Origin of the sequence: Streptomyces sp. ISL-96 (genome assembly GCF_018614035.1) — a bacterium.
Classification (GTDB): domain Bacteria; phylum Actinomycetota; class Actinomycetes; order Streptomycetales; family Streptomycetaceae; genus Streptomyces.
On record NZ_JAGGPA010000083.1, the window covers coordinates 1 to 21343 of the forward strand.

The 21343-nt window shown below is 69.9% G+C and carries 13 protein-coding genes; 7 read left to right on the plus strand and 6 right to left on the minus strand.

Annotation, left to right across the window (positions count from 1 at the left end; translation table 11 throughout):
- Positions 1–1542 precede the first annotated feature (1542 nt).
- Positions 1543–2694, plus strand: coding sequence for an allantoicase (alc, locus tag J7E96_RS35185; RefSeq protein WP_215137712.1), 1152 nt, complete (start codon positions 1543–1545; stop codon positions 2692–2694).
- A gap of 229 nt (positions 2695–2923) precedes the next feature.
- Here the strand turns inward: alc and pepN (J7E96_RS35190) are convergent, their stop codons facing one another.
- A complete protein-coding gene (gene pepN, locus J7E96_RS35190) occupies positions 2924–5521 on the minus strand; it encodes an aminopeptidase N (protein ID WP_215137715.1) in 2598 nt (865 codons plus the stop codon).
- 161 nt (positions 5522–5682) lie between these two features.
- Between pepN (J7E96_RS35190) and J7E96_RS35195 the strand changes: the two genes are divergently transcribed.
- The 3 genes from J7E96_RS35195 to J7E96_RS35205 are packed head-to-tail and all read left to right on the plus strand — an operon-like array spanning position 5683 to position 6822.
- Positions 5683–6201, plus strand: coding sequence for a DUF1203 domain-containing protein (locus J7E96_RS35195; protein WP_215137717.1), 519 nt, complete (start codon positions 5683–5685; stop codon positions 6199–6201).
- Between the two features lie 56 nt (positions 6202–6257).
- Positions 6258–6488 carry a ribbon-helix-helix domain-containing protein gene (locus tag J7E96_RS35200; protein WP_215137720.1) on the plus strand — a complete coding sequence of 77 codons (231 nt, stop codon included), beginning with the start codon at positions 6258–6260 and terminating at the stop codon, positions 6486–6488.
- Positions 6475–6822 carry a type II toxin-antitoxin system PemK/MazF family toxin gene (locus J7E96_RS35205; protein ID WP_215137726.1) on the plus strand — a complete coding sequence of 116 codons (348 nt, stop codon included), beginning with the start codon at positions 6475–6477 and terminating at the stop codon, positions 6820–6822. Before J7E96_RS35200 ends, J7E96_RS35205 begins: the two co-directional genes overlap by 14 nt.
- Before the next feature lie 84 nt (positions 6823–6906).
- Here the strand turns inward: J7E96_RS35205 and J7E96_RS35210 are convergent, their stop codons facing one another.
- The 3 genes from J7E96_RS35210 to J7E96_RS35220 form a co-directional block, all read right to left on the minus strand.
- Entirely contained in the window at positions 6907–7935 is a 1029-nt protein-coding gene (locus J7E96_RS35210; RefSeq protein ID WP_215137727.1) for an aspartate-semialdehyde dehydrogenase, read from the minus strand.
- Between the two features lie 152 nt (positions 7936–8087).
- Entirely contained in the window at positions 8088–10148 is a 2061-nt protein-coding gene (locus tag J7E96_RS35215; protein ID WP_215137728.1) for a TerD family protein, read from the minus strand.
- A gap of 143 nt (positions 10149–10291) precedes the next feature.
- Positions 10292–13585 (minus strand): S8 family serine peptidase, encoded by a 3294-nt coding sequence (locus J7E96_RS35220; RefSeq protein WP_215137729.1) that lies wholly within the window; start codon positions 13583–13585, stop codon positions 10292–10294.
- Positions 13586–13788: 203 nt separating this feature from the next.
- Between J7E96_RS35220 and J7E96_RS35225 the strand changes: the two genes are divergently transcribed.
- Positions 13789–14268: an NUDIX hydrolase gene (locus tag J7E96_RS35225; RefSeq protein WP_215137731.1), complete on the plus strand. Its 480-nt coding sequence runs from the start codon at positions 13789–13791 to the stop codon at positions 14266–14268.
- 156 nt (positions 14269–14424) lie between these two features.
- Positions 14425–16143: a TIGR03767 family metallophosphoesterase gene (locus tag J7E96_RS35230; RefSeq protein ID WP_215137733.1), complete on the plus strand. Its 1719-nt coding sequence runs from the start codon at positions 14425–14427 to the stop codon at positions 16141–16143.
- Positions 16144–16214: 71 nt separating this feature from the next.
- Here J7E96_RS35230 and J7E96_RS35235 read toward each other — a convergent pair whose 3' ends face one another.
- Both J7E96_RS35235 and pepN (J7E96_RS35240) read right to left on the minus strand, forming a co-directional pair.
- Positions 16215–17291, minus strand: coding sequence for a hypothetical protein (locus J7E96_RS35235; protein WP_215137735.1), 1077 nt, complete (start codon positions 17289–17291; stop codon positions 16215–16217).
- A gap of 235 nt (positions 17292–17526) precedes the next feature.
- The gene (gene pepN / locus J7E96_RS35240) at positions 17527–20181 is read right to left on the minus strand and encodes an aminopeptidase N (protein ID WP_215137737.1); all 2655 of its coding nucleotides are present in this window, start codon (positions 20179–20181) and stop codon (positions 17527–17529) included.
- A gap of 131 nt (positions 20182–20312) precedes the next feature.
- On the opposite strand from pepN (J7E96_RS35240), the gene J7E96_RS35245 reads away from it, so the two are divergent.
- Entirely contained in the window at positions 20313–20960 is a 648-nt protein-coding gene (locus J7E96_RS35245; protein WP_215137738.1) for a DsbA family protein, read from the plus strand.
- Positions 20961–21343: the final 383 nt, after the last annotated feature.

Below are 21343 nucleotides of genomic sequence, written 5' to 3' on the forward strand. Positions count from 1 at the left end.
CAACTATGCGGGCACCATCCCTATGCCGGAGCAAACCCCCGGATCAGGTCGAACCCGTACACCACTTCCTTGGACGCAACCCAGCCCCATCCGACTCACCGGTTCCGCAGCGGTCCACCGGTCTGGCGGCCTGGAGGGAGGTGAGCTCGGTCGCCCCCTTTGCGCTGGGAGCGATTCGGCTCGCTCGGGCGGTTGGTATGGGAAGCGGTAGGGCGAAACTGACGATCACTCCTTCCGTGCTGGTTCGTAGATCTCTCTCGAACGGCTGTGGCCATCGGTCACCCGAAACTGCCTAGGTGGGGGTTCGTTCGCTCCAACGGCCCCTTCGGGGCCGTGTGCAAGGAACCCGGCACTTGATGAATCTCAACGTCCCACCAACCCCACCCGTCTCAGCCCTATCGCCTCCAGCCATCACGGGAGCATTTCGACCCACAGCCGGGGAGGGGGGCGGGATCGAACAGGACGGCTGTTGGGACGGCCGGTGCGGTTGGTGCGAGAGGTACCGCTGGGGTGGCGGCTCGTCGGCCCAGTGGCCCATCCGCCTGGCGGATGCGGTAACTCGGCCGGCCCTATCGGCCCGTTCGAGGCCTCGGAACGCGACGAATCCGTCACTTGATGAGCAGCAACGCCCCTGAAACCCCATGCGCCTCAGCTGTATCGCTTCCGACCCTCACGGGAGCGTTTCGACCCACATCGGCTCCCGCACCTCCGCGTGGACCGCCGACTGGCGTGGCGGATTCGCACGTGCTTTGGGGCTCGGTGCCTCACCACCCGTCCACATCAGCAACGGGCTTGAGGCTCCACCGACCACCGGTCGGGGCGGACGCCGAACCGGCCCGAGTCCCCCCATTCAACTGTCGCGCCTCACCCGCCACGACCATGGGTCCGCAGGTCGACCGGACATGCCAGCTGGTCGCCGGCGTGGGTGCGCGTGTGCATGGGGATGTTGTGCCAACGGCCGTTCCCGTCAGCCGCTGAGCCTGGGGCCGAGCCGCCCCCTAGACCCGTACTTCGCAGGTCACCCGATCGTGAAGATCAACTGGTCACGACCGATCGCCGCTCAGTCCGGTCCGCAACGGCGATCGCAATGCCGGTCCGATCCGGTCGGGTTCGGACGCCGAAGAGCCGCTGCGGCGAACCTTTTCAGCGACCCGCGAAGTCCGGGCCTAGAGCTCATGCGCCCCGCCCACCGGCCCGTCGGGCGGCAGCGAGACAGCGGCCAATCCCCGAGCCTTCCCCGTGGGCTCCCCCCGGGGGGCCGCCCCCCAGAAGCATTGCGGCGGAGGGGCGACGGTCAAGGGTGAAGCGAAGCGCAATCGCCGCAGGCGACGCGACGTAGGAGCGCCCTTTACCGGCGGGCCTTCGGCGCCACACTTACGTGTGGCGGCCCCCGTCGCAGATGCGATCAACGCTCCTGGCCCGTCAGCGCCCCCTCCCTGCCTTCGGGCCCTGGCCCCGGCCCTCAATCATTCGGCTTTGCTTCAAAGCTTGTCCAGAAACATTCGATAGACCTGACTGGTCCGAGGGTGTGAAAGTCGGTGTATGACGACGACGACCACGGCGACGACCGACGCGCCCCTCCAAGACCCGCACGCCAACGACGCCGCCCCGTACGGGGGAGGCGACCCGTACGCCGACTACCGGGGTGGGGACTTTGCCTTCGCCGAGCTGGTCGACCTGGCCGACCGGCGTCTTGGGGCCGGGGTCATCGCCGCCAACGACGAGTTCTTCGCCGAGCGCGAGAACCTCCTCATCCGGGAGCGCGCCGTCTTCGACCCGGAGCACTTCGGGCACAAGGGCAAGATCATGGATGGGTGGGAGACCCGTCGTCGCCGCGGCACTGACGGGGCGCACCCCTTCCCGGCGCCCGACGACCACGACTGGGCCATCGTCCGCCTCGGCGCCCCCGGCGTCATCCGCGGCATCATCGTCGACACCGCCCACTTCCGCGGCAACTACCCGCAGCGCGTGAGCATCCAAGCCGCTGCGGTGGAGGGTTCGCCGAGCCCCGAGCAGCTTCTCGCCGCCGATGTGAAGTGGGAGGAGATCGTCCCGGTGACGCCCGTGCGCGGCCATGCCGCCAACGGGTTCGAGATCACCAGCGGGTGCCGCTACACGCACATCCGCCTCTGCCAGCACCCCGACGGCGGCGTCGCCCGCCTCCGCGTGCACGGCGAAGTCGTGCCCGACCCCGAGTGGCTGGACCTGCTCGGTACCGTCGACCTCGTCTCCGTACTCAACGGGGGTGTGTACGAGGACGCTTCCGACAAGTTTTACTCGTCGCCCACGCAGATCATCCTGCCGGGGACATCGCGGAAGATGGACGACGGGTGGGAGAACCGGCGCCGCCGCGTCCGTGACACCAACGACTGGGTGCGTTTCCGCCTCGTCGCGCAGGGCGCCATCCGCGCCGTCGAGATCGACACGGCGTACCTCAAGGGCAACTCGGCCGGCTGGATCGCGCTCAGCGGGCGCAACGGCGAGACCGGTGAGTGGTTCGAGATCATTCCGCGGACCAAGCTTCAGCCGGACACGCTGCACCGCTTCAAGCTTCCTGCGCAGGCTGTCGCCACCCACGTACGCCTCGACGCCTTCCCCGACGGCGGCGTCGCCCGGATGCGGCTGCATGGGGCGCTCACTGAGCAGGGGGCGGCCGAACTTCGGGCGCGGTACGAGGACGTGGCCGGCCAGTAGGTTCGCCCGGTAGTCCCGGCCACTGGTCCCGGTCAGTAGTCCCGGCCGGTAGGACCGGCCAGCAGACCCCCGCCCGGCGGACGGCAGCGGCACAGCGCCCGGCCGTCGGGCGGTTTCAACTGTGTGCGAGAGGGCGCCCCTGCGCGTATGGCAGGGGCGCCCTCTCGTGCGCGTCGGTGCGGCCGCCGGGGAAGGGGGGGCGAGCCTACGCCGCGCCCCCCGGCACCCCCTACGCCCCGCCCGCCGCCGCGTCCGCCGCCTGGGCCTTCAGTGCTCGTTCGATGCCCGCCCGCGACTCCAGCACCAACCGGCGCAGCGCCGGCGTCGGGTCCGCCGATGCCAGCCACGCGTCCGTCGCGTCCAGCGTTGCCTGCGAGACCTGGACCGCCGGGTACAGGCCGACCGCGATCTGCTGCGCCATCTCGTGGCTGCGCGACTCCCAGATCGACTTGACCGACGCGTAGTACTTCTCCGAGTACGGCGCCAGCAGCTCACGCTGGGCGGCGTCGGTCTGGACGAAGCCGCCGATCACCGCCTCCTGCGTGGAGTTCGGGAGCGTGTCGGACTCGATCACCGACGCCCACGCCTCCGCCTTCGCCTCGGCCGTCGGCCGAGCCGCCCGCGCCGACGCCGCGTGCAGCTCGCCCGCCGACGTCTTGTCGCGCTCCAGCTCCGCCGCGATCGCCTTCTCGTCCGCGCGGCCGGTCGCCGCGAGCCGCCCGACGAACGCCCAGCGCATCTCGGTGTCCACGGCCAGCCCGTCCACCGTCTCCGTGCCGTCCAGCAGGCCCTGGAGCAGGTCCAGTTGGTCCGCCGTACGGGCGGTCGCCGCGAACGCGCGCGCCCACGCCACCTGGTGGTCGCTGCCCGGCTCGGCGGCGCGCAGGTGCTCCAGCGTCGCCTCCGTCCACCGCGCCAGGCCCGTCTCGCGCCAGTCCGGCGCCGCGTACAGGTCCAGCGCGAGCTTCGCCTGGCGGTGGAGGGACTGGACCAGGCCGATGTCCGACTCCTTGCCGATGCCCGACAGGACCAGCGAGAGGTAGTCGCGCGTGGCCAGTTCGCCGTCGCGCGTCATGTCCCACGCGGCCGACCAGCACAGCGCGCGCGGCAGCGACTCGGTGAAGTCACCGATGTGCGCGGTGACGACGGCCAGCGACTCCGCGTCCAGGCGCACCTTCGCGTACGACAGGTCGTCGTCGTTGAGCAGGATCACCGCCGGGCGGGGGGTGTTGGGCGGGAAGGGGACGTCCGTAAGCTCCGCCGCGTCGATGTCGAGCTCGATCCGGTTCGTACGGACCAGCTTGCCGGTGGCGCCGTCCAGGTCGTAGCAGCCGACCGCGATCCGGTGCGGGCGAAGGGTGGAGTTCCCCTTCGCGCCGGCGGGGAGTGCGGGCGCCTCCTGCCGTACCGCGAGCGACGTGACATTGCCGGCCGCGTCCGTCTCGATCTGCGGGCGCAGGATGTTGATGCCGGCCGTCTCCAGCCACGCCTTCGACCAGGTCTTGAGGTCGCGCCCGGACGTCTTCTCCAGTGCGCCGAGCAGGTCGGGCAGGCGCGTGTTCCCGAAGGCGTGCGCCTTGAAGTACGCCTGCACGCCCTGGAAGAACTCGTCCTGGCCGACGTACGCGACCAGCTGCTTCAGTACGGCAGCGCCCTTCGCGTACGTAATGCCGTCGAAGTTGACCAGCACGTCGTCCAGGTCACGGATCTCAGCCATGATCGGGTGCGTGGAGGGCAGCTGGTCCTGGCGGTACGCCCAGGTCTTCTCCGCGTTCGCGAACGTCGTCCACGAGTGCGGCCACTTCGTGCCCGGCGCGTGCGCGAGGCAGGCGACCGACGTGTACGTGGCGAACGACTCGTTCAGCCACAGGTCGTTCCACCACTCCATGGTGACCAGGTCGCCGAACCACATGTGCGCCAGCTCGTGGAGGATCGTCTCGGCCCGGCGTTCGTACGCCGCGTCCGTCGTGCGCGAGCGGAAGATGTACTGGTCGCGGAAGGTCACCGCGCCCGCGTTCTCCATCGCGCCCGCGTTGAACTCCGGCACGAAGAGCTGGTCGTACTTCGCGAAGGGGTACGCGTAGTCGAACTTCTCCTGGAACCAGTCGAAGCCCTGCCGCGTGACGTCGAAAATCGCGTCCGCGTCCAGGAACTCGGCGAGCGACGGGCGGCAGTAGATGCCCAGCGGCACGCTCTGCCCGTTCTCGTTCTCGTACGAGCTGTGGACCGAGTGGTACGGGCCGACGATCAGCGCGGTGATGTACGTCGAGATGCGCGGCGTCGGCTCGAAGACCCAGACGTCGTCCTTGGGCGCCGGCTCCGGGGCGGGCGAGTTGGAAATCACCTTCCAGCCGGACGGGGCCTTCACGGTGAACTGGAAGGTCGCCTTCAGGTCCGGCTGCTCGAACGAGGCGAAGACGCGGCGGGCGTCCGGGACCTCGAACTGCGTGTAGAGGTACGCCTGCTGGTCGACCGGGTCGACGAAGCGGTGCAGGCCCTCGCCCGTGTTCGTGTACGCGCAGTCGGCGACGACCTTCAGCTCGTTCGGGCCGGCCTTGAGGTGCTTGAGGGTGATGCGTGAGTCCCGGAAGACGGCGGCGACGTCGAGCGACTTCCCGTTCAGCACGACCTTGTGAACGGCGGGCGCCACCAGGTCGATGAAGGTCTGCGCGTCGGCCTCGGCGGACTCGAAACGCACGGTGGTCGCGGACCGGTAGGTGCCGCCCTCCTGCGCGCCGCTCAGGTCGAGCTCGATCTCGTACGCGTCAACGGTGAGCAGGCTCGCCCGCTGCTGGGCCTCTTCGCGGGTCAGATTCGTGCCAGGCACCCGGTCATCTCCTCGGTATGTGTCGTTTTCCGCCATCCTTCCACGCCGCTCCTGTAATGGCTGCTGAGTATGCTCGCAGCTGACGCCGACCTGCGGTGACCGCGCAGCGCGTTGTCCGGAATCCGCCGGTGCGGTGCACTCGCCGCGCCGATGCTGGTCGTATGACGACCACGACGACCACGCCGTACATCGCACGCCCCATCGAGCCCTCCGCGCTCAAGCAGCTCCGGGAGACCGACGACGCTGGGCGCGCCTGTGTTCCGTACGGCGATGAGGAGGGCGGGGCGCCGCTGCGGTGTTGTCTGCGGCTCAGCGAGCCCGGTGAGCGGATCGCGCTGGTGTCGTACGCGCCGCTGCGGCGGTGGGCGGCCGAGACGTGGGCCCGGCCCGGGGCGTACGACGAACAGGGGCCCGTCTTCATCCACGCCGAGGAGTGCGGGGGCCCGGACCCGGCGGCTGCCGGCTACCCCTTCGCCCGGGCCGGCGCCCTGCGCGCCGTGCGCCGCTACAGCGCCGAGGGGCGGATCGTCGGCGGCCGGCTGATGGAGATCCCGGACGACACGGCGGCGGGCTTCGACGCCGCGTTCGACGATGAGGCCTTCACCGACCCCGAGGTGGCGCTCGTGCACGTCAGGGCGGTGGAGTACGGCTGCTTCCACTTCGAGGTGCGCCGGCCTTGAGGGGGGCGGCCACTGTCGGGTAGCAAGGAGGGTCATACCCGAGTAGCATCGGTGGTATGAAGATTAGTGTGAGCTTGCCGCAGGAGGACGTGGCCTTCGTCGACGAGTACGCGGCGAAGATCGAGGCGGAGTCCCGGTCCGCAGTGATACATGCCGCGATCGAGCTGCTGCGTAACTCCCAGCTGGAGTCGGACTACGCGGCCGCGTTCGAGGAGTGGGATGCGAGCGAGGATTCGGCGTTCTGGGACCGGACCGCCGGAGACGGGCTGACCGATGCGCAGAGGTGAGATCTACCTGATCGACTACGAGCCGGTGCGCGGCAGTGAAGCGAACAAGGCCCGCCCCTCGGTGATCGTCTCGAACGACGCGGCCAATCAGACCGCGCAGCGGATGGGCAGAGGTGTGGTCACCGTTGTGCCGATGACGTCGAACACGTCGCGGGTTTTCCCGTTCCAGGTCCTTTTGCGCGCTGAGGAATGTCACCTTGCGAAGGATTCCAAGGCCCAGTGCGAGCAAGTCCGCGCGGTCACGGTGGAGCGGGTGCTGCACCGCATCGGTTTCGTGCCCGCTCAGCGAATGGCCGAGCTCGACGCAGCGCTGCGGAGACACTTGGCGCTCTGAGCGACAGGGCGCGCACGCAGCGACCGGTGGGGCGGGACTCCGCGGAGTCCCGCCCCACCGGTCGCAGCGAACGTACGGGAAAGGTCAGGCCTTGAGCTCGGCCGCGACCAGCTCCGCGATCTGCACGGCGTTCAGCGCCGCGCCCTTGCGGAGGTTGTCGCCGGAGAGGAACAGCGCCAGGCCGTTCTCAGCGGTCTCGTCGCGACGGATACGGCCGACGTACGACACGTCCTTGCCGGCGGCCTGGAGCGGCGTCGGGATCTCGGACAGGGCGACGCCCGGTGCCCCGGCAAGCAGCTCGGTCGCGCGCTCGACGCTCAGCGGACGCTCAAAACGGACGTTGACCTGGAGCGAGTGGCCGGAGAACACCGGGACGCGTACGCAGGTGCCGGAGACCTTGAGCTCGGGGATCTCCAGGATCTTGCGGGACTCGTTGCGGAGCTTCTGCTCCTCGTCGGTCTCGAAGGAACCGTCGTCGACGATCGAGCCGGCCAGCGGCAGCACGTTGAAGGCGATGGGGCGCTTGTAGACGCCGGGCTCCGGGAAGTCCACGGCCTCGCCGCTGTGGGTCAGCTCGGCGGCGTGGTCGACGACCTTCTTGACCTGGCCGTCGAGCTCGGCGACACCGGCCAGACCCGAGCCGGACACGGCCTGGTAGGTGGTGGCGATGAGGGCGGTCAGCCCCGCCTCGGCGTGCAGCGGCTTGAGGACCGGCATCGCGGCCATCGTGGTGCAGTTCGGGTTGGCGATGATGCCCTTGGGGCGGGTCGCCACCGCGTGCGGGTTGACCTCGGAGACGACCAGCGGCACCTCGGGGTCGCGGCGCCAGGCGGAGGAGTTGTCGATCACGACCGCGCCCTGGGAGGCGACCTTCTCGGCCAGCGCCTTGGAGGTCGCGCCACCGGCGGAGAAGAGGACGATGTCCAGGCCGGTGTAGTCGGCCGTCGACGCGTCCTCGACGGTGATGTCCTTGCCCTGCCACTCGATCGTGGAGCCCGCGGACCGGGCGGAGGCGAAGAGGCGAAGCTCGTCGGCCGGGAACTTGCGCTCGGCCAGGATGGTGCGCATGACTGTGCCGACCTGACCGGTGGCTCCGACGATTCCGACCCTCACGAGGACTCCTTCATACGTACGAACGTGCTGCTGGGGGCTTGACCTGGTGCTGTCCATAATGCGTATGTCCGGGGTCGCCTTGTCCAATCCATTGTCCGGCCCCTGGACCGGGTGACCGTTGTCACGGACGTCACATGGCCGTCACACGGCCGTCACCGGGTCTCCAGGCTCCACGCGCCGCCCGTCCGGATCTGCAGGAAGCCGCTGGGGAACGTCTGCAGCCCGGGGGCGGTGGTGATGCGCCGCACTGGCTCCAGTCGCTCGTCGAGGGCCCAGACGACGGGCAGGTCCAGGGCGCCCTTGGACTCGTGCGTGAGCATCATCTCGGTTGCGGGCCCGGTGTTGCGTACGACGGCGTATCCCTGGCCCGAGACGCTCTGGCCGACGGCCGGGGCGCTTTCGGCCGGCATCGGCTCGATCTGCCAGCCGGTCGCTCCGGGGGCGGCGACCAGAACGTAACAGTGAGCTGCCCCGCTCATTACCCAGAGCGGGCCGACGACCGGGCGGCGCCTGCCCCGGGTGTCGGCGGAGATCACGGTCTTGCCGTGGGCCTGGACGGTGCGGGCGCAGAGCGTGTGGTCGTCGGACGTGGTGCGGCGGATACCGAGGAGGGCGGGCGGGCCGTCGTAGCGGAAGACCTCGCTGCCGTTGCTCTGCACCGGGCCGGTGAGCACCGGGACCTGGTCCGGCGGGATCAGCCGCAGGTTCCAGTCGACGGCGTCCGCGATCCGCAGCCGGACCTCGGCCTCGCCCTTGCGGAACAGGAGGGTGCGGCCCTGCTCGCCGTTGTCGTTGCCGCGCAGGAAGCGCTCCTCGTCGTCGTACTCGTCGAGGATCACGACCTCGTAGCCGAAGAGCGATCCGTCGCTCTGGACCGTGTAGTCGAGAACAGCGGGGTGGCCCGGGTTCGGGTTGGTGAGGGTGACCGTGGTCGCGCCGCGGCCCTGGTGGACGCCGGTGGAGCGGGCGACGGCCGCGTCGAAGACGGGCAGCGCGCGGGGGGTGAGCGACCAGGGGCCGTCCGCCTCGACGGTGATCACCAGGGGGCCGGCCGTGAGGGGAACGGTCTGCCGCAGCCGGCCGGTCTCGTTGACGAGGAGATCGCTGCGGTCATTGAACTTGTCGGCGGTCTCGCAGCTGCTTACGCCGAAGTAGCCGCCCTCGTCCTCGTCGCCTGCGAACTCCACGTCGAGGTCCGCCACCGGGCCGTGGTAGACGACGACCTCCGGTCCGAAGCCGCGGATGCCCTCCGTCATGTCACGGGCGACGGAGAGTGGCTGGACCATCAGGGTCCAGTCGTTGTCCGCCTCGATCTTCAGCCGCAGCGGGCGGTCGGGGCGGTTCTGGATGAGCGCCCGGCCGCGGAAGGTGGTGATGGTGGTGTTGAACACCAGCTCGTCGTCCTTGTTGCGGCGGTCGAGCGTCTCGACGCAGAAGTAGCCGTCCTCCTCGTGCCAGGCCTCGATGATCACCGGGCCGGGGGGAATGGGCGCGTCGACGGTGACGACGTCGTTGCCGTGGCCGCGGCGTACGAAGGAGGGGAACTGGGGGCCGAAGGTGTGGGGCACGCGGTCCCGGACGGGCGCGGGCATGGCGTTCTGCACGGCGGGTGCGTGTGCGGGTGCGTGAGCGGGTGTGGGCAGGGGCGCCGGTACCGCGTCCTGGGGCTGGGCCTGCGCAGCCTCACCCCCGTCGACCGCGATGCCGAAGTCGGTCGCCAGCCCGGCCAGCCCGGACGCGTAACCCTGCCCGACCGCACGGAACTTCCAGCCGCCGTCGCGCCGGTAGAACTCGCCGATGACGAACGCGGCCTCGGTCGTCGCGTCGTTCACCGCGTAGAGGGTCACCGGCACTCCGGCGCCGGTGAGGACCTGGACGTACAGCCCGGGTACGGAGCCGAAGACGCCGCCGTCGCAGGAGCCGGCTATCAGCACCCGCTGCACCTCGGGTTCGACGCGCGGCAGGTCGATCTCCAGCCACTCGGCGAGCTGGCCGTTGGCCTCGTTCGTGCCCAAGTGCCGTGCCGTGCCCGACGGATGCTGCGGCTGGTTGTAGAAGACCAGGTCCGCGTCGCCGCGTACCTTGCCGTTCGCGTCCAGCAGGAGGGCCGATGCGTCCACGGCCGGGGCTCCGGCGACGTTCTGGCGGCAGACCGCCACGCGGAGAAGGTCGCTGGGCACAGGGGTGTTGGCCCCCTTGATGAGGTGCGTCATGGGAGCCATGGTGACAGTGAAGATGCTGTGAAGTCGATGTACGGTTCGAATTCTCGGAGGTGGATTTCTCCGGGAACGTGACAAGGCGGGCGCCTGTGCGGGCGCCCGCCCCTCGTGCGTAACTCACGCTGCTACGAGCAGTGTTACGGCGTGACCTTCTCGATCTGCGCGCTGCCGGAGCCCGCGACCGTGCCGCGCGCGTTCAGCAGCTGCACCTGGCCGAAGAAGCGCCGGCCCTCGGGGGCCGCTCCGGCCACCACGACCTCGGCCTTGACCTGCGCCGAAGCGCCGTTGGCCAGCTTCACGACCTGCGCGTCGTCGACCTTGACCTGGCCGAGCGACGGCGCGAAGTACACGTCGCGGTAGTTGTACTCGGTGCCGGCGGCGCCGACCGCGTAACCGTCCACCTCGATGGTGTACGTACCGGCTGCGGGCTTGATGAGGCTGACCGCCTCCTCCGAGTCGCCGTCAGCGGCCTGGCCGAGGATCGCGGTGCCCTTCTTGACCGTCAGGTCGAGGTCGGCGGTGGCGTCGGAGACCCCGCCGATGGCGACGTCGAAGCGCTCGACGCCCTCACCGATGGTGACCGTGGTGGTCTGGGTCTCGCCCTGCTTGATGCTCGGGCGCGCGTCCTTCGAGGAGCCGAGCGAGCCGCCCTTCAGCTTGCCGTCCATCGCGGCGAAGTTGTTGGTCACCTTCCACTCGACCGGGGCCGGCGTGCCGGTCCTGGCCTCGGGGATGGTCTGCACGGCCGGGTCGAAGACGGCGCCGAGCACCGAGACGTCCAGCTTGTACGGGTTGTCGAGCAGCGGCGACGTACGGCGCGACTCGACCTCGACCTCCCAGACACCGGCCTGCGGGTTCGTGTACGAACGCAGGTCCGGGCGGCAGGTGTTGGCCGGGTTGGTGTAGTTCGGGTAGCAGACGATCGACGAAGTGGAGTCGACCGGGACGCCGTACGGGTGGATCGCGATGAAGCGGGTCTGACTGTCCTTGCCCAGACCGCCGAGCGCGACCTCGAGCGACTTCGCGCCCTCGGGGACGTTGATGAAGTACGACTTGCTGCTGTTGCGCTGCACCGAGGCGGTGTCCGAGAACGTGTACGAGGGCTTCACCAGGTCCTTGGACACGACCACGGTCGCGAGGATCTGCTTGTCGATGCCCTCGGTGTCCTCGTCGTCCACTTCGAGGGCGGCGCTGTGCACACCGGCGGTGCCGGGCTTGGCCTGCACCTTGACGGTGACCGGCTTGTTCAGCGGCAGGTCGACGTCGCCGTCGCCGAGGAGACGGAAGGTGCCGTCGTTGTACTTCCAGTCCAGCTCGTGCTCGATCGCGCGGTCCGGGCCGCTCGTACGCGTGATGGTCACGTCGTACGTCTTCTTCTGCCCGGCCTTCAGGCCGCCCTCACGGTCGTAGACACCGGTGCCGAAGCCCGGGGTCTTGAGGTTCTGGTCGAGCGCGGTGTCGACCGGCGCCTTGACCGCGTAGTCGTGGGCGGTCGCGCCGTCCTCGATCGCGTCCCAGGCGTCGACGACGTTGATCAGGCCGGCGCCCTGCTCGTGCGCCTGCGTGCCGCTGATCTTGTCGGCGGTGCTGGTCAGCGCGGTGCGCAGCTCGACCGGCGTGAGGCTGATCTTCTCCTGCTTCGCGGCCGAGAGCAGCAGCGCGCTGGCGCCCGCCGCCTGCGGCGAGGCCATCGACGTACCCTGCAGCATCGAGTAGCCGGCCGGGAGCTTGTAGCCGGCCTCGGCGACCGGGCCGCCGGGCGACCAGGTCTGGGTGGTGTTGATGGACGCGCCGGGCGCGGAGATGGTCGGCGTGAAGCCGCCGTCCTCGCGCGGGCCGCGGGAGGAGAACGGCATCATGGCGTACCGCTTCTCCACGACCGAGCCGTAGTTGGCGGCCCAGGTCTGCTTGGAGATGGACGCGCCGACCGAGACGACCTTGTCCGCGAGGGACGGGTCACCGATGGTGTTGGTGCCCGGGCCGCTGTTGCCGGCCGAGACGACCAGCTGCACGCCGTACGTGTCGATGAGGCGCGTGTAGAGCCGGGCGCGCGCGTTGTTGCCGTCGTTCAGGGTCGGCAGCCCGCCGATCGACATGTTGACGATGTCGACACCGCGCTTGGTGACGAGGTCGATCATGCCCTCGGTGAGCGCGATGTTGGTGCAGCCGCCGCTCCAGGTGCAGGCGCGCGAGGAGACCAGCTTGGCGCCGGGGGCGGCGCCGTTCATCCGGCCGCCGAAGAGGCTGTTGGCGGCGGTGATGCCGGCTACGTGCGTGCCGTGCGAGCCCTCGATGACGCCGATGTTGACGAAGTCGGACTTGGCGCCGGCCGCGTTGTGGACGACGTCCTTGCGGACCTCGGCGACGAACGGGATCTGCTCGACGACCTCGGTGGCGGGGTCGTCCTTGCCGAAGTACCGGATCTGGTGCTTGTCCTTGTACGGCTTCATCGCCTCTTCGTCGCCGAAGTCGGCGTCGTCGTCGAGGTCGACGCGGATCGTGCCGGAGGCGGCGTCGTACAGCACGCCCCACACGTCGGTGGTGTCACCGTCGCGGTTCAGGTCGCCGTTCATGTCGCCGCCCTTGGTGGCGGCTTCGGCGAACTTCCGGAACATGTACGAGCCGGCCGGGGCCGAGTACGTACGGCTGTCGGTGGTGAACGTCGGCCCGGTCACGGCGTTGTCCATCTGCAGCCAGGTGCCGTCGCCGTCCGAGACCGGGTCGGTGGCCGTCACCCAGTCGACGATCTTGCGCTCGCCTGTGGTGGTCTTCTGGAGCGCCGGGTGACCGACGTCGACACCCGAGTCGAGGATGCCGATGGTGACCCCGCGGCCGTCGGCCTTGGGGTTGTCCTGCACGAACTCCACGGCGCCCGTCTCGAAGGACGGGTTGTACGGGTTCTTCGCGGGCGTCTGCTTGCCGGGCCCGGAGTAGCTGCCGGTGGCAGCGGTTTCCGCACTCTTGCTGCGATCCCCGGCCGGTGTCGGGTCGTCCAGCAGGATCTCCTGCTTGAGGTCGATGCCCTGGACGGAGGAGAGCTTCGTGGCGGCCTTGATGGCCGCGTCCGCCTTGCCGGTGGGCAGGGTGGCCCGTACGTAACCGAGCTTGTCGTCCGTACGGCCGACCAGGCCGCCCTGTACGGAGTCGAGCTGCCGGGCGACCTGCTCGGTGGCGCCGGGCGCGGTGGCGACCATCAGCGTGACGCTCTTCGCGCCGTCGGCCTCGGCCTCCGCGAGCAGCTGCGCGTCGGCGGAACCGAGCTTCGCGGCGGCGGACTTGGGCGCGGGCGCGGTGGCCCGGGCGTCGTCGGCGCCGGCCGCCAGGGCGGGGACCGGTGCGGTCGCACACAGCGCGGCGACCAGCCCGGCGGCGAGCGCTATGCGGGCCGCGGGTCTGGCGCCGGGTATGGAGCCGGATGATTCGAGGGTCATGGGCTTCCCTGTATGTGAAAGAAGGAGTCCGGAATACGGTGCCGGATGACCGCTCAGCCTTGCCTAAGTGATGGTTGTTTGGGGAGAGTTGCCGGGGGCGGAATGCGGTCGTGGCACACATCCGCCACCGCGCGGTATGCGCCACTGGGGTCAAATCCCCAGATACCGGACGGCTTGTTGGCGTCACCCCGTAACCTCAGCCAATGAACCGAGAGCTGAGGGTGGCGGCCTACGCCGTGTGCGTACGGGAGGGACGGGTGCTCCTGGCCCGCTGGATTGCGCCAGACGGCGCGAAGCGGTGGACACTGCCGGGCGGGGGCATGGACCACGGCGAGGATCCGTACGACACGGTGATCCGCGAGGTGGAGGAGGAGACGGGGTACGCCGTCGAACCGGTCCGGCTGCTCGGCGTGGACTCCATCACCCGCCGCTACCCGCGCCGGCTCGGCAGTTTCGCCGACTTCCAGGGCCTGCGGGTGGTGTACGAGGGCCACATCACCGGCGGCGAGCTCCGCCACGAGACCACCGGCTCGACGGACTTGGCGGCCTGGCACCCGCTGGAGACCGTGGCCCGCCTCGACCACGTCGAGCTGGTCGGTACGGGAATGGAACTGTGGCGGACGAGGCCGGCGGTGGGGCGGGTGGCGTTGCCGGGCAGGTCTGGGGCGGAGCCCCAGCGGTGATCCCTGTTCGGTGATCGGTGTTGCGCGTTGCGGAGCCGTTAACGCGCAGGCCATCCCCGGTGTCAACGATCCAATGGGGCAAGGGGTTCCGCTGGCTCCCACCAGTGGTCCACCCCCTGCCCGGCCGATGCGATCGCACCCCGGGGAGACCGCGCCATGTCACGCCTACGCTCCGCAGCCGAAGCCGCCCTCGACCGCCGTTCGTTCCTCGCCGCGACCGGAGCGGTCGGCATCTCCGCCGGCATCGGGCTCGCGCTCCGCCCGGAGCACGCCGCCCAGGCCGCGCCACCTTCCGCCCCTCCGGCGGCCGCGGCCCAGGCACCGGCCCCGAGCCCCGCCCGCGCCCCCGTCGCCGTCCCGCCCTGGACGGCCACGACCCTCCGCACGGTCGCCACCCCGCGCGGCTCCGCCTCCGGCTACCGGCGGCTCGCGACGGGCCCCGGCTGGCAGCGCGTCGTACGCACCCAGCTCACCGCCGCCCGCTCCGGCCGCGCGGAGCGACGTACCGCGCTCGCCTCCTTCGTACAGCTCACCGACCTCCACCTCACCGACGTACAGCACCCGGTCCGCACCGAGTACCTGCGCGCCCAGGCGCCCGGCGCCTGGCGTCCCCAGGAAGCCCTGACAGTCCACGGCGCGATCTCGCTCGTCGAGCGCGTCAACGCACTCCGCGGCGGCCCCGTCACCGGCACGGACCTCGGCTTCGTCATGACGACCGGCGACAACACGGACAACAACAACAAGGCCGAGCTCGACTGGTTCCTGCGCACCATGAGCGGCGGTCGCATCACCCCCAACACCGGCGACCCGACCCGCTACGAAGGCGTCCAGGACTCCGGCCTGCCCCTGTACTGGCACCCGGACGCGGTCCTGCGCGACGCCGACAAGAAGCGCGGCTTCCCGCGCCTGGAGGGCTACCTCGCGGCAGCACTACGTCCGGTGAACAGCCCCGGCCTGCGCATCCCCTGGTACTCCACAGTCGGCAACCACGACGACCTGCCCAGCGGCTGCTTCGCCAACGCCGCCGACGGCTCCGGCTTCCTGGCCGACTTCGCCGTCGGCGGCCGCAAGCTGATGTCCCTCCCGGTGGGCGACGCGAGTGCCCTCGAAGCCGTACTCAGGAAGGGCAACGACCCGCGCGGCAGCTACTTCACCGACCTCCTGCGCCGCGAGACCCGCCGCATGCGCTCCATCACACCCGACCCGGCCCGCGCCCCCTTCACCCCGCGCGAGTACGTCGAGGCGCACCTGGACCCGGCGTACGCCGGCGCGGGCCCGGCCGGCCACGGCTACACCCGTGAGAACGCCGACACAGGCAGCCTCCACTACTCCTTCCGCATCTCCGACGACGTACTCGGCATCAGCCTCGACACCACCGACCGGGGCGGCCACTTCGCTGGCTCGATCGGCAAGGCCCAGCTCGACTGGCTGAAGCGCACGCTGCTCGCCCACCGGGACGACCACGTCATCGTCTTCAGCCACCACAACAGCTGGACGTTCGACGACGGCGGCGGCGACAAACTCATCGCCCTCCTCAAGCAACACCGCAACGTCGTCGCCTGGATCAACGGCCACAGCCACCGCAACGAGATCCTCGCGCACGGCACCTTCTGGGAGATCTCCACGGCTTCCCACGTCGAGTTCCCCCAACTGGCCCGGATCATCGAACTGACCGACAACCACGACGGCACGCTCTCCCTCTTCACCACGCTGATCGAGTCCGCCGCCCCGCACAGCACGGACCACACCGACCTCTCCCAGACGGGCCTGGCGGCGCTCTACCGCGAACTGTCCCTCAACGCGCCGGGCGCCCGGCAGACCCTGGCGGGCCCGGCGGACGCCCGGAACACGGAGCTCCTGCTGAAGAAGCGCTGAGCCAGCTGAGCCAGCTGAGTCCGGTGTGCCGGCTGAGCCCGGTGAGCCCGCTGAGCCCGGTGGCTCTGCCGCTAGCGCGGCAGGGCCACCACATAAGCGGGCGGCTCCCGGTCGCTCGACGCCATGAGAGCGGTCCGTACGACGGTCGCCTGCTGCTCCACCGCTTCCCGCAGCTTCTTCGGCGTGATGTGTACGACGGTGATGCCGAGCCGCTCCAGGTGCTCGCGCTTGCGGGCGTACTCCGACCATTCCCCAAGCTCTCGGCTTCGCTCGAGCAGGGGAGACCCCATTGCGTCCTCGTCCTGCCGGGGCGCCCGGGTGTCCAGCTCCACGGCCACGGCCTGGTCGGGCCAGTAGACGTCGACGCCACCGAGGTGGGGCCCGCCGGGCAGCCGCAGATCGACGTTCCAGAGCGGGTCAGGCAGTCCGTGATCCCGGACCATCGCATACAGCCGGTCCTCGGCGATGGCCCGCCCCTCGGCGAGCAGCGAGTCGACGGCGCCGATGACGTGGGGCTGCGAGAGCAGCCGCGCGAGCGTCAACTCCTTGACGACAGCGGATGGTTCGCAGTGGAAGGCGCGTACGGCCTCGGTGAGCAGCCGGCGTACGGCATCGGCGTCACTCAGCTGCGCGACGGCATCGGCGAGGGCGCGGGCGACGGGGGCGACGGGCAGGCCGCCGATGTGCTGGACCTGGGGCAGCGCATGAACCCGGACCAGCCGCGCGCACCCGGTTGACCGCAGCCGCCGAGTGCGCGGCATGAGCACGTCGATCCGGTCGAGGGAGAGCAGCGGGGGAGCGGTGGAGAAGCGGTGCAGGGCGAGGGCGGCGAGCCCGGTGACCATGACATCACCGTACGAGCCTGCCTCCCCCTCACCCCTGACCTGCGCCGGTACCACCCGCTCCACGGTGGGCCGCCCCGCGTACAGCAGGGCGGCGTGCAGCCGCTCCTCGCTGGTGGGCGGCCCCGGGTGCAGGACGAAGACACCCGGCAGGATCTGCTGCCAGGGCCCACCCGGGCGGCACTGCGCGGCGGTCCGGGCGGCGGACACGCCGTGCGCACGCAGCTGCGCGGCGGACAGCACGCGCCGCTGGGCGTCGGAGAGGTGGCTGAGGGGGCGGGGGGAGACCGGTGTGTTGTGGTTCATGCTCCGGGGTTTCCCGCCCGCCCCCTGCTGCCTAACCGCTGTTACACACCTGTCGACAATCCAGGACAACCCCGCACTAAAGTACGGCCGTTCGACTGCCGAAACCTCACCCGCCGAAATGGCCGAAGGTGACGCTGTTCCTTGCGGCGCGCAAGCTGGGGCCGGAGCCCCAGCCCCCGGTCAACGCGCCGCAGGCACCCGCACCCATTCCCCGGGGCTGCCAGCCCCAGCCGCGTCACACCCCCGCGGCCCGATCGCAGGCCTGTCCCCGCAGCCCTCGCGCCAAGTCGTCCCGCGCCTCCAGTACCAGCCGCCGCAGCGCCGGCGGCGCGTCCGCGTGGCCGGCCAGCCACGCATCCGTCGCGTCGAGCGTGCCCTGGTTGTCCTGGAGCCCCGGGAACAGCCCGGACACCACGTCCATCCCGATCTGGATGGACCGCTCGGCCCACACCCGCTCAATCGCGGCGAAGTACTTCTCCGCGTAAGGAGCGATCAACTCCCGCTGCCCAGGCTGCACGAACCCGTCGATCGTGGCCACGACGAGCGCGTTCGACAGCGTGTCGGACTCCACGACCGCCACCCACGCCTGCGCCTTGACGGCGGCCGAAGGGCGCGACGCCAGGCACCGCACCTGGTGCCGCTTGCCCGAAGCGGTGTCGTCCCGCGCCAGCTCCGCGTTGATCTCCTTCTCGTCCACCACACCGTGCGAGGCGAGCGGCCCGAGGAACGCCCAGCGCAGCTCCTGGTCCACGTCGAGCCCGTCGATCTTGGCCGTACCCTCCAGCAGCCCCTGGAGCAACTGGAAGTCCGCGTCCCGGCACGCCGTGGCCGCGAAGAACCGCGCCCACGTCAGCTGATGCTCGCTGCCCGGCTCCGCGATCCGCAGCTCCCGCAGCGCGCCCTCCGCCAGCAGACGCCCGCCCTGCTCCCGCAACTCGGGCGCCGCGTAGTACGTCAGCGCGGACCGCGTCCACGTGTGCAGCATCTGGAGCACGCCGATGTCCGTCTCGCGCCCGGCGAACTTCAGCACCAGATCCACGAAATCGCGCGCCGGCATCAGCGCGTCCCGCGTGAGGTTCCACATCGCCGACCAGCACAGCGCCCGCGCCAGCGGGTCACTGACATCACCGAGGTGAGCGCGCAAGGTCCCCAACGACTCCGCATCGAAGCGGATCTTGCAGTACGTCAGGTCGTCGTCGTTGACGAGCACCAGATCCGGCTTCTCGCTGCCCGCGAGCTCTGCCACGACCGTACGCGGCCCGGTGACATCCACCTCGGCCCGCGCGTACCGCACGAGTGCACCGCCGACGCCCTCCCGCCGGTACAGCCCGACAGCCACCCGGTGGGGCCGAAGCTCAGGATGGGACGCGGCGCTCTCCTGGAACACCGCCAGCTCGGTGATCCGCCCGGCCGAGTCGTAAAACACCTGAGGAGTGAGCGAGTTGACCCCAGCGGTCTGCAGCCACGCCCGCGACCAGGACGTCAGATCCCGCCCCGAGGTCTCCTCCAGTACGGCCAGCAGGTCCTCGAGCCGGGTGTTCCCGTACGCGTGACGCTTGAAGTAGCGCCGGGCGCCCTCCATGAAGGCGTCCTTCCCGACGTACGCGACGAGCTGCTTCAGTACGGACGCACCCTTGGCGTAGGTGATCCCGTCGAAGTTGAGCTTCGCGTCCTCCAGGTCGCGGATGTCGGCCGTGATCGGATGCGTCGAGGGCAGCTGATCAGCCCGGTACGCCCATGATTTGCGGTTGTTGGCGAAGGTGATCCACCCGTTGGTGAAGCGAGTGGCCTCCACCATCGAGTACGACCCCATGAAGTCGGCGAAGGACTCCTTCAGCCACAGGTCGTCCCACCACTGCATGGTGACCAGATCCCCGAACCACATGTGCGCCATCTCGTGGAGGATGACGTTCGCCCGCCGCTCGTACGACGCCTGCGTGACTTTCCCCCGGAAGATGTACTCCTCGCGGAAGGTCACGCAGCCAGGGTTCTCCATGGCGCCGATGTTGTACTCGGGCACGAAGGCCTGGTCGTACTTCCCGAAGGGGTAGGGGAAGTCGAAGTTGTCGTGGAAGAAGTCGAGCCCCTGCTTGGTGACGGTGAAAATGTCATCCGCGTCGAAGTGCCGGGCAAGCCCCTTGCGGCACATAGCGCCGAGCGGGATCTCGAGCTCCGTACCGTCGCTGAACGTCCGCCGGTACAGATCGCTCTCGTAGTGGTACGGACCGGCGACGAAGGCGGTGATGTAGGTAGAGATCGGCTTGGTCGCCCCGAACCGCCAAACCCTTCCCTTTCCGGCTACGTCTCCCTCTCCCCCTTCACCCGTCACCTCGCCGACCCCGTTGCTCCACACGGTCCACCCGTCGGGAGCGGTCACCTCGAACCGGAACGGTGCCTTGAGGTCCGGCTGTTCGAAGTTGGCGAAGACGCGGCGCGCGTCGGCCGGCTCGTACTGCGTGTACAAGTACACCTCGCCGTCCTCAGGGTCGACGAAGCGGTGCATGCCTTCGCCGGTACGGCTGTACGCACACTGTGCGTCCACGACCAGGACGTTCTCGTCCCGCAGCCCGGCGAGCGCGACCCGCTTGCCGTCGAAGACGGCCGGGTCCAGCGCCTCGCCGTTGAGCGTGACGGCGGTCACGGAGGGCGCCAGCAGATCGGCGAAGCTGTCGGCGCCGGGCCGCGCGCACCGGAACCGAACGGTGGTCACGGAGCGAAACGTACGCACCCCGTCCCCACTGTCCCCACTCGTCCCACTCCCCCCACCGTCTCCCCCATCCCGGGTCTCCCCGACCGCTGATCGCAGGTCGAGGGCTACTTCGTACCCCTCGACGGACAGCAGTTCGGCCCGCTCGCGGGCCTCGTCGCGGGACAGATTCTCACCGGGCACGGGCACTCCTTCGTGTCTCGTTCGAACATCCCGATCCTCGCACGCGGCACTGACATGGGGAGCGTGGGAATGCCTCCGGTGGCCGGTGGCGTTGGCACGGTCAGGTTGCGACCGCGCTATTGAGGAGAGACATGTCCGAGAGCTCAGAGAACGGCAAGATCACGGCGGATTTCTGGTTCGACCCGCTGTGTCCGTGGGCGTGGATGACGTCCCGCTGGATGCTGGAGGTCCAGAAGGTCCGTGATGTCGACGTTCGCTGGCATGTCATGAGCCTGGCCGTACTGAACGAGGACAAGCTCGACGAGCTGCCCGAGCAGTACCGCGAACTGCTCGGCCCCAAGGGCTGGCGCCCGGTGCGTGTGGTGACGGCGGCGCAGCAGCTGCACGGCGACGAGGTCGTCGGCGACCTGTACACGGCACTCGGCACGCGCTTCCACAACAAGGGTGAGGGCTCGACCCTGGAGGCGATAGCAGGCGCGCTGGCGGACGCGGGACTGCCGGCTGACTTGATCGAGTACGCCGACAAGGAGACGTACGACGCCGAGGTGCGCGCGTCGCACAAGGTGGGCATCGACAAGGTCGGCCAGGAGGTGGGCACTCCGGTGATCTCCGTCCCGGGCGCGAACGGCGAGGAGATCGCCTTCTTCGGCCCGGTGGTCACCCCGGCACCGAAGGGCGAAGAGGCGGCACGCCTGTGGGACGGCACGCTGATGGTGGCGTCGGTCCCCGGCTTCTACGAAATCAAGCGCACGCGCACGCAGGGCCCGATCTTCGACTGAGGGGGGCGGGGTCTGGGCCGGGGTCGGTCAGTAACAACCACAGATCGCTTCTGGGGGTTTCGGGCCGTCCCGGGCGCTCGAGTGTCGGTGGGCCGGGGCGGCGCGTCAAGGGCGCTCCTGCGTCGCGTCGCTGCGCGATGTGCCTGCGGCCCACCCTTGACCCGCCGCCCCGGCCCACCGCTAACGCTTGTAGGGGGACGGCCCAAAGAAAAACGCCCTGCACGGGGGGTGGGGGAGTGGTGCGGCTCGGTTCGGTGGCCGACGGCCGAGTGGGTGGGGCGCATGACGTCTAAGGGGTGGCCCGGCCCCCGTCTCGGCGGGTGCGGGGACGGCCATTGGTGCGACATCCCATTTCCTACGCATGCGAGCACCCACGCCGGCGG

What these genes read in the sequence shown, in the direction of transcription:
- alc (WP_215137712.1), top strand. Translation starts at nt 1,543, where the DNA reads ATGACGACGACGACCACGGCGACGACCGACGCGCCCCTCCAAGACCCG.
- J7E96_RS35195 (WP_215137717.1), top strand. Translation starts at nt 5,683, where the DNA reads ATGACGACCACGACGACCACGCCGTACATCGCACGCCCCATCGAGCCC.
- J7E96_RS35200 (WP_215137720.1), top strand. Translation starts at nt 6,258, where the DNA reads ATGAAGATTAGTGTGAGCTTGCCGCAGGAGGACGTGGCCTTCGTCGAC.
- J7E96_RS35205 (WP_215137726.1), top strand. Translation starts at nt 6,475, where the DNA reads ATGCGCAGAGGTGAGATCTACCTGATCGACTACGAGCCGGTGCGCGGC.
- J7E96_RS35215 (WP_215137728.1), bottom strand. Translation starts at nt 10,148, where the DNA reads ATGACGCACCTCATCAAGGGGGCCAACACCCCTGTGCCCAGCGACCTT.
- J7E96_RS35220 (WP_215137729.1), bottom strand. Translation starts at nt 13,585, where the DNA reads ATGACCCTCGAATCATCCGGCTCCATACCCGGCGCCAGACCCGCGGCC.
- J7E96_RS35225 (WP_215137731.1), top strand. Translation starts at nt 13,789, where the DNA reads ATGAACCGAGAGCTGAGGGTGGCGGCCTACGCCGTGTGCGTACGGGAG.
- J7E96_RS35230 (WP_215137733.1), top strand. Translation starts at nt 14,425, where the DNA reads ATGTCACGCCTACGCTCCGCAGCCGAAGCCGCCCTCGACCGCCGTTCG.
- J7E96_RS35235 (WP_215137735.1), bottom strand. Translation starts at nt 17,291, where the DNA reads ATGAACCACAACACACCGGTCTCCCCCCGCCCCCTCAGCCACCTCTCC.
- J7E96_RS35245 (WP_215137738.1), top strand. Translation starts at nt 20,313, where the DNA reads ATGTCCGAGAGCTCAGAGAACGGCAAGATCACGGCGGATTTCTGGTTC.